The sequence below is a fragment of the Myxococcus sp. AB036A genome, from assembly GCF_006547355.1.
GTDB classification, from domain to species: Bacteria; Myxococcota; Myxococcia; order Myxococcales; family Myxococcaceae; genus Myxococcus; species Myxococcus virescens.
This window is the reverse complement of the sequence record NZ_VHLC01000181.1, coordinates 1-7693: the sequence shown is the minus strand read 5'-3', so window position 1 is coordinate 7693 and position 7693 is coordinate 1. Positions and strand designations below refer to the sequence as shown.

General features: G+C 70.4%; 6 protein-coding genes and 1 pseudogene. 3 read left to right on the top strand and 4 right to left on the bottom strand.

Annotated features, from left to right (window positions below):
* Positions 1 to 638, bottom strand: a pseudogene (locus FL344_RS37415) (hypothetical protein); the annotation flags it as partial.
* 44 nt (positions 639 to 682) lie between these two features.
* Here FL344_RS37415 and FL344_RS37410 point away from each other — a divergent pair.
* Entirely contained in the window at positions 683 to 2224 is a 1542-nt protein-coding gene (locus tag FL344_RS37410) for a bifunctional UDP-sugar hydrolase/5'-nucleotidase (protein WP_141594536.1), read from the top strand.
* A gap of 92 nt (positions 2225 to 2316) precedes the next feature.
* On the opposite strand, the gene FL344_RS37405 is transcribed toward FL344_RS37410, so the two are convergent.
* A complete protein-coding gene (locus FL344_RS37405) occupies positions 2317 to 3792 on the bottom strand; it encodes a hypothetical protein (RefSeq protein WP_228565648.1) in 1476 nt (491 codons plus the stop codon).
* A gap of 135 nt (positions 3793 to 3927) precedes the next feature.
* Between FL344_RS37405 and FL344_RS37400 the strand changes: the two genes are divergently transcribed.
* The gene (locus FL344_RS37400) at positions 3928 to 4944 is read left to right on the top strand and encodes a stage II sporulation protein M (protein ID WP_141621868.1); all 1017 of its coding nucleotides are present in this window, start codon (positions 3928 to 3930) and stop codon (positions 4942 to 4944) included.
* Positions 4937 to 5416 carry an inorganic diphosphatase gene (locus FL344_RS37395; RefSeq protein ID WP_194863403.1) on the top strand — a complete coding sequence of 160 codons (480 nt, stop codon included), beginning with the start codon at positions 4937 to 4939 and terminating at the stop codon, positions 5414 to 5416. Before FL344_RS37400 ends, FL344_RS37395 begins: the two co-directional genes overlap by 8 nt.
* On the opposite strand, the gene FL344_RS37390 is transcribed toward FL344_RS37395, so the two are convergent.
* Positions 5394 to 6701, bottom strand: a complete 1308-nt coding sequence (locus FL344_RS37390) for a DUF58 domain-containing protein (RefSeq protein WP_141621866.1) — start codon at positions 6699 to 6701, stop codon at positions 5394 to 5396. The genes FL344_RS37395 and FL344_RS37390 overlap by 23 nt on opposite strands.
* The coding region (locus FL344_RS37385; RefSeq protein WP_228556549.1) for a MoxR family ATPase at positions 6698 to 7693 on the bottom strand (996 nt) is incomplete at its 5' end. The genes FL344_RS37385 and FL344_RS37390, both read right to left, overlap by 4 nt.

The window sequence follows — 7693 nt, the reverse complement described above, 5'->3', positions numbered from 1 at the left end:
GCGCCAGCCGTGTCGCCCGCTCCTGGCGGGGAGGGGACCACGGCCGCACTCCCGGGCTGCGCTAGGGGGCTCGAGGGCGTCCCCTCGCCAGCGCGCTGCGCGGCGGCCTGCTTGCGCCGGGCAACCTGCGTGTCGATTTCCTGGAGGCGTTGGATGGTCTGAGCTTCAACCTCTTTCGCACGCTGGGTGGCAGCCGCCGCCTCCTGCTTGACGTGCTGGTCGACGAGGACCTCGGCGACCTTTTGAACCCGCGCCGCCTTGGCGCGTGCTTCGGCTCGGGACTCCCGCTTGCTCGCGCTTTCCGCTGCTTCAGTTCCGGAAGTCATGCAACTCAAGGCCAATGCCAGAGCTGCAATGGATTGAAGAAACCCGACACGAATGTACTGTTTGCGCGCGACCGGGTCGCTCAGCAGCGCTCCACCGATGTGGAACGGCAGGCTCATGCCGTAGAAGAACTGGCGCAGGCGCCCTTCGGGCGGTTTCCGGTCTGTCAGTGAGAAGTGACGCGCACCCGCGCTTACCTCGCCCCAGAATTCGCGCGCCCGGGCCTCGCCCTGGCCGGCAAACCCCTGCTCTGTGTGCTTGTTAACCTTGCCTTCGGGTGAGGAACCACCGTGCCGCGTGTCGCTGTCTGCCACGTGTCTCAGCGTAGCACGAGCCGAGTTGTGCTAAAGGCGCACCTGTGAGCGCGAACCCCCTACGTCCTCGTCCCTTCCGCAAGCCGCTGTCCGGCGTGCTGGTCCTCGCCCTCGGTGCCGTTGCCGGTTGCGAGAAGAGCAATCCCACTCCTCCTCCGGCCGCCGCGCCGGAAGCCAAGGCTCCCGTTGCTCCTTCCGAAGTCACGCTGCTCGTGACGGGTGGCGCGTTCGGTCAGCTCCAGCCCTCCGAGGGCAAGGGCGGCGCGGCGGAGCTGCTCGGCCGCTGGATGGCCGATGAGAAGCACTGTCCCGGTCCCGTGAAGGAGGGCCAGCCTACGTGCGCGGACGCCAGCACGCTGGCGCTCGCCACGGGTGACCACTGGAACGGCCCGGCCATCTCCTCCTTCTTCCTGGGCACGCCCACGGCCGAGGTCATGGGCCGCATGGGCTACGCCGCCTCCGCCCTGGGCAACCATGAGCTGGCCTTCGGCAAGGAGGCCTTCCTCAAGAACCGCGGCGCGGGCGGCTTCCCGTTCCTCGCCGCCAACCTCAAGGTGAAGGACCCGGCGCTGGCGGGCGACCTGTCCATGCCGGCGTTCCAGATTTTCGAGCGCCGCGGCCTCAAGATTGGCGTGGTGGGCCTGGCGTCCGAGAAGACGGTCCGCACCGCCATGCCCGGCCGCGCGGATGGCCTGGAAGTGACGGGCTACGAGGAGGCGCTCACCACCGCCATTCCGGAGGCCCGCAAGGCCGGCGCGGACGTGGTCGTGGTGCTCGCCGACGAGTGCGTCACCGACCTGCAGCCCGCGGTGGCGAAGCACCCGGAATGGAAGGTGGCGCTGGTGGCCGGTGGCCGCTGCGCGCAGCCCGTCGAGCTGAAGGACGGCGCGACCAGCTTCGTGTCGCTGGACCGTGGCTTCGGCAAGTACCTGCGTGCGCACGTCACCTTCGACCCGGCGAAGCCCGCGGGTGAGAAGCTGACCGGCCTGGAGACCAAGGTCGTCGAGGTTTCGGGCGGCGCTCCGGACGCGGAGACGGCGCAGCTGGTGGGCAAGTGGAAGACGCAGCTGGACGAGGTGCTGGGCCAGCAGATCGGCTTCTCCAAGGCCGGCATCCCCCACGCGTCCCCCCAGATGGCGAAGTGGGTGGCGGGCGCGGTGCGCAACGTGCTGGGCACGGACGCGGCCGTCCTCAACAGCGGCGGCATCCGCGGCGACCTTCCCGCCGGTCCGGTGACGCGCGGCAGCATCTACTCGGTGATGCCCTTCGAGAACTCGCTCCTCGTCGTGAAGCTGAAGGGCGAGGACCTGGCCCGGCAGCTGGCCAACCCGAACGCGCTCGTCTCCGGCTTCACGGCCGCGGGCAAGGGCAAGTTCAAGGACGCCAAGGGCAAGGCCCTGGACCCGAACAAGGAGTACACGGTCGCCACGGTGGAGTACCTCTACTTCGGCGGTGACGGCTTCGAGTTCGAGAAGCTGGCCCCCGAGCCCACCGAGACGGGCATGGCGTGGCAGACGCCGGTGGTGGACTGGACCAAGGACCAGGCGAGCAGCGACAAGAAGCCGCTGGAGAAGCTGCTGAAGTAGTCCTCGCCGTCCTGCTTCTGTTGGACCCTGAAGCGCCGGAGGAGCCCACCTGGGCCCTTCCGGCGCTTCGTCATTTCAGCGGGGCCAGGGGCTCACGGCGTTTCCATGGCAGGCGCCGCCGTGGACGGGGTCGCCGCGGCGGGAGGGGCATCGGGCCCGCACACGGCCTGATAGCGGGCCAGCGTGTCGTGCACGGTCCGCCGCAGCCGCTGCGGCGAGCCTTCGTGGAGCATGTCCACCGCGAGCTGCTGGGCGTCCAGCGCCTCCGGGCAGCGACCGAGCTGGAACAGGAGGGTGGACCACGTGTCCAGCACCGACGCGTTCCCCGGCGCCAGCGACAGGGCCCGCTGCGCCGCCGTCAGGCCCTTCTCCGGCTGGGCCGTGCGCGCGTAGTAGCCGGCCAGTCCGTTCTGCGCACTCACGCTGCCGGGCAGCAGCTCCACCGCGCGGAGCCTCGCGGCCTCCTGCTCCTCGGACGTATTGCCCGCGGCGTCCAGCGCCTGTGCCATGGCGTTCCAGGCGTGCCCGCTGTCGGGGTGGTGTTCCACCAGCTCCCGCGCCAGGGCGAGCCTGCGGAACGGATCCTCCGTGGAGCGGATGCGCAGCAGCATGGCGTCCACGTTGCCGGGCTCCTCGCGCGTGGCCTCGGCCATCTCCCGTTCGATGTGGGGCAGCCGCTCCTCCATGGGGGACGCGCCCGGTGTCATCAGGAACAACTGGGCGCGGATGGCGTGGACTTCGGCCGCGCGCATGGGGCGCGTTTGCAGCGGGCTCGTCACGGGCGCCAACGGCGCGGTGATGGTGCGGTAATTCATGTGCCCAGGGCGGCGCACGTAGCCATTCAGCTCGCCAGCCAGGTCATCCTCGCCGCGGAAGGCGGCCTCGAAGGCCTGCCGGGGGTCCTCGCCCTGCATGAGGCGCTTCTGGAAGTCCTCGAAGCGCGCGCCGTGCCGGCTGATGAAGAAGTGCACCCACAGCCAGGAGGACGCGTAGTACTGCCGCGACTCGGCGGTGCCGAGCAGCCCCTTGCTGTCCCACTCCCAGAGCTCGTCGAGCGTGCGCCAGCCGTGCCGCTGCACCTGGTTGTAGAAGGCCCCGTGGATGTGCCCGAGGATGACCTCGCGCCGCTCCGGCCTGAGCGCGATGGTCTCCAGGTAGCTGGCCAGTCCTTCGGACAGCCAGCGGGGTTGGCGGACGAGCGCGAGCTCGGAGAGGTAGTGCGTCAGCTCGTGAGCCTGGGTGGTGATGTCCGCGGTGGCTTCGCTGAGCGCGTAGGCGTGCCCGGCCAGCACCAGCAGCGGGCCATCCTCCGTGTTGGTGGAGAAGCCTTCGATGCGGATGTTCGTGAACTCCTCCAGCGCGCTGCGGTTGTGGAGGACGATGATGTCCACCGTGCCCGGCGGGTCGAAGCTGCCGCCCCAGGCTTGCAGCAGCCCTTCGCGGAGCAGCTCCAGCTCCTGGGCCGCTTCCTCGGCCGTTTCCGTGTCCAGGTTGGTGCGGACGATGAAGTGGGGGCTGCGCACCTCCACCCAGGGGCGGCCTCCCTCCAGGGGACACAGGGCGCGCATGCTCGTGCATCCCGAAAGCAGGGCGAGCAGCCATCCCAGGAACGCCATCCGACACGTCATGGTCCCGCGTTTTCCCACAAAGCTTCATCGGAGGGCAGGGTGGGCCGCCACGTCACTGGGGTAGAGTGCCGGCCCATGGAGATGGCGGAGTTCATCGAGTCCCGCAAGCCGCGCTGGGAGCAACTGGAGTCGCTGCTGGACCGGTCCGAATCCCACGGCCTGCGCGAGCTGAGCCTGGAGGACGCCAGGACGCTGGGCCGGCTGTATCGCGCCGTCTCCAGTGACTTGCTGTGGGTTCGCGCGCGCAGTGGCTCGGCGGACGTGAATGCCTACCTCAACGATTTGGTGGGGCGGGCGTACGCGCTGACGTACCCGGGCCGGCGTCCGCGCCTGGCGGACGTGTGGGGCTTCGTGGCCCGGGGCTTCCCCGCGCTGATGCGGCGCGAGTGGCGGATGTACGTGGCGTCGCTGCTGCTGCTGCTGGCGGGCGTGGGCTTCGGCTACGTGGGGATGATGGTGGACCCCGACGCGGCGCACTATCTGGTTCCCGCCGAGCACCTGAACCTGGACCCCGTCGAACGCGCGGCCAACGAGGCCGCGGGTGACGGCATGTCGGTGGGAGACCAGGCCCAGTTCACCACCTACCTCTTCACCCACAACATCCAGGTGGCCTTCCTGGCCTTCGCGCTGGGAATCACCGTGGGCCTGGGCACGGCCATCATGCTGTTCGTCAACGGCCTGTTCCTGGGCGCGCTCGCGCAAGTCTATGCGGCCAAGGGAATGGCGGGCTGGTTCTGGGCGTGGATTCTTCCGCACGGCATTCCGGAAATCACCGCCATCTGCATCGCGGGCGCGGCGGGACTGGTGATTGCGCGGGGCATGGTGGCCCCACGAGGACTGCCTCGGGGGCAGGCGGTGCGACAGGAGGCGGTGACGGCGGTGCGGCTGCTGTTCGGCACGCTCGTCCTGTTCGTGCTCGCGGGCTTCATCGAGGGCACGGTGTCCCAGATTCATCCGCCCAAGCTGTCGGTGGTGTTCAAGGTGTCCTTCGCGTTGACGGTGGGCGCGGGCGTGTACGCGTACCTGCTGTCGGACTGGCTGCGTGGGGGCCGCGCGGCGCCAGACGGCGGCGCTGAGTCTCCCCATGGATGAGCGCTTGTGGCTGCCTCCACTTCCAAGTGAGCCGGAGGTCCTCATCGAGTGCCCGCGCTTCTCCTTCGTGAAGCGCCGCGCGGACGGGGCGGTGGACTTCGTGTCGCCGCTGCCGTGCCCGTACAACTACGGCAGCATCCCGGGCCTTGCGTCGGATGAAGGCGACCCGCTGGACGCCGTCGTGATGGGGCCCCGGCTGGCGCAGGGCCAGCGGCTGCGCGTGCCAGTGGTGGGCGTCATCGGCTTCGTCGACGCGGGGCGAGGGGACCCGAAGGTGGTGTGCGCCGCCGCGCCCCTGACGGACGCCGAGCGCGCGGGCCTGGAGCGCTTCTTCCGCGTCTACGCCCTCTTCAAACAGGTGCTGCACCGCGTGCGAGGCAACGTCCCGGACACCCGCTTCATGGGGTGGCTGCCGCTGCCCGTCCCGGCGCCGGACGCGGCCCTGGAGGCTACAGCACGCCGCGCGCCTTGATGTCCAGGTAGCGGTTGACGGCGGCCAGGCTCAGCTCATCCGGCTGCACGTCGAGCATCTGCACACCGCCCTGACTCACCCGCGCCTTGAGCACTTCGCGGTCGGTGAGCAGCTCGGAGGCCACTGCGTGCTGGAAGGCCTCTTCCGGGTTGGGAGGCGGCGTGCGCAGCAGCTTCTGGAGCGCGGTGTCCTTCACCGACAGGCACAGGGGGACATGGCGCCGCGCCAGGCGGTGCAGCGGGGCCACCATGGTGGAGGCCTGCTCCTCGTCCAGGAAGTCGGTGAAGACACACAGCAGGCTGCGGCGCGTGAGGCGGAGGTTCAGCTCCTTGAAGAGCGCCAGGTAGTCCACATACGTGAGGCTGGGCGTGGTGCCGTAGAGCGTGTCGACAATCTTCCGGTACTGCGTGCGTCCGGCCGCGGGCGGCAGGTAGGCCTTCACGCCATCCGCGAAGACAGCCAGCCCCACGCGGTCGCCGTTGCGCACGGCCACGAAGGCCAGGAAGAGGGCCGCGTTCACCGCGTGGTCCAGCTTGGTGAGGCCGTCCACCTGCGCGGCCATGGAGCGGCCCGCGTCCACGCAGATGAGGATGGACTGCGAGCGCTCCGACTCCAGCACGCGCGTCACCGGCCGCCCACGTCGCGCGGTGGCCTTCCAGTCCACGTCCCGCACGCTGTCGCCCTGGGCGTAGTCGCGCAGGCGGGCGAACTCGCTGCCACGCCCGTCGCGCCGCAGTTGTCGCAGGCCCAGGTTGACCAGGTCCAGCGCCGCGCCCGACAGCAGCAGCCGGTTGGCGCCGCGCAGGTCCGGGTACACGGCGATGTCCTGCGCCGCGGGGAACACGCGCTCGTGGGACACCAGCCCCAGCGGCCCGCGCACGCGGACGTGCACGTCTCCAAACTGGAAGCGCCCGCGCTTCACGGGCGTCACCCGGTACACCCAGCGCGATTCGCTCCGCGCGGGCAGGTGCAGCGGGGCCTCGTCCGGCGTGGCGGCGAAGCCGTCCGGCACGTCGTCCCGGACGCGTACGTGGACGGCGCCGCCGCTCCGGTGAATCAGCCGCACCACCACCTTGTTGGCCACACCCACGTTGAGCCGCGCCGGCACCACCCGGTGGACCTCCAGCCGGGCCCTCCGCGCGGTGAGCACGTCGAACACCGCCAGCGCCAGCACCAGCGCGTCCAGCGCGAGCACGGCGCCGCCAATGCCGGGGCTGAAGCCCGCCAGCATCATCGGCAGCGCGAGCAGCGCCAGCAGCACCCAGAGGCGCGGGGTGGGAATCACCGGGGGACCTCGACGCCGCGCACCACTTCGCGCAGCACGTCCGTCGGCGTGGCCCCGTCCAGCTCCGCGTCCGGCGACAGCAGCAGGCGGTGCTTCAGCACGGGCGCCGCCAGGAATCGCACGTCGTCCGGGGTGACGAAGCCGCGCCCGCGCAGCGCCGCCAGGGCCTTGGCCGCCAGCAGCAGGTGCACGCCCGCGCGAGGCCCGGCTCCCAATCGAATGCGGCTGGAGGCGCGCGTGGCCGCCACCAGCTTGCGGACGTAGGCCAGCACCGGCGGCTCCACCGTCACTTCATTCAGCGCGCCGCGCGCGGCCAGCAGCCCGTCCTTCGTCACCGCGGCATTGACGCCCGCGCGTTGCAGGTCCCCGGAGTCGAAGCCCCGGTGCACGGAGGCCAGAATCGCGTCCTCCTCCTCCGGCGCGGGATAGCCCACCTCGATTTTCAGCAGGAAGCGGTCGAGCTGCGCCTCGGGCAGTGGATAGGTGCCCTCGGACTCCACGGGGTTCTGCGTGGCGAACACGGTGAAGAGCGGGGAGAGCGGCAGCACGCGGCCCTCCATGGACACCGAGCGCTCCTGCATGGCCTCCAGCAGCGCGGACTGCGTTTTCGCCGGGGCGCGGTTGATTTCGTCCGCCAGCAGCAGGTCCGTGAAGATGGGGCCGCGCACCAGCGTGAAGCCCTGCGTCTTCAGGTCGAACACGCTGGTGCCCAGGATGTCCGCGGGCATCAGGTCCGGGGTGAACTGGATGCGCTTGAACTCCGCGCCGATGCTGCGCGACAGGGCCTTGGCCATCAACGTCTTGGCCACGCCGGGCACGCCTTCCAGCAGGATGTGGCCGCCGGCGATGAGGCCACAGAGCATCAGCTCCAGGGCCTCGTCCTGGCCGACCACGGCCTTGCGCACCTCGGACAGCACGGCCTCGCGGATGGCGTGGGCGGCCTGCACGGCGTTACCAGCCGGGGCGGGGGAGGGGGCGGACAGGGTGTCGTT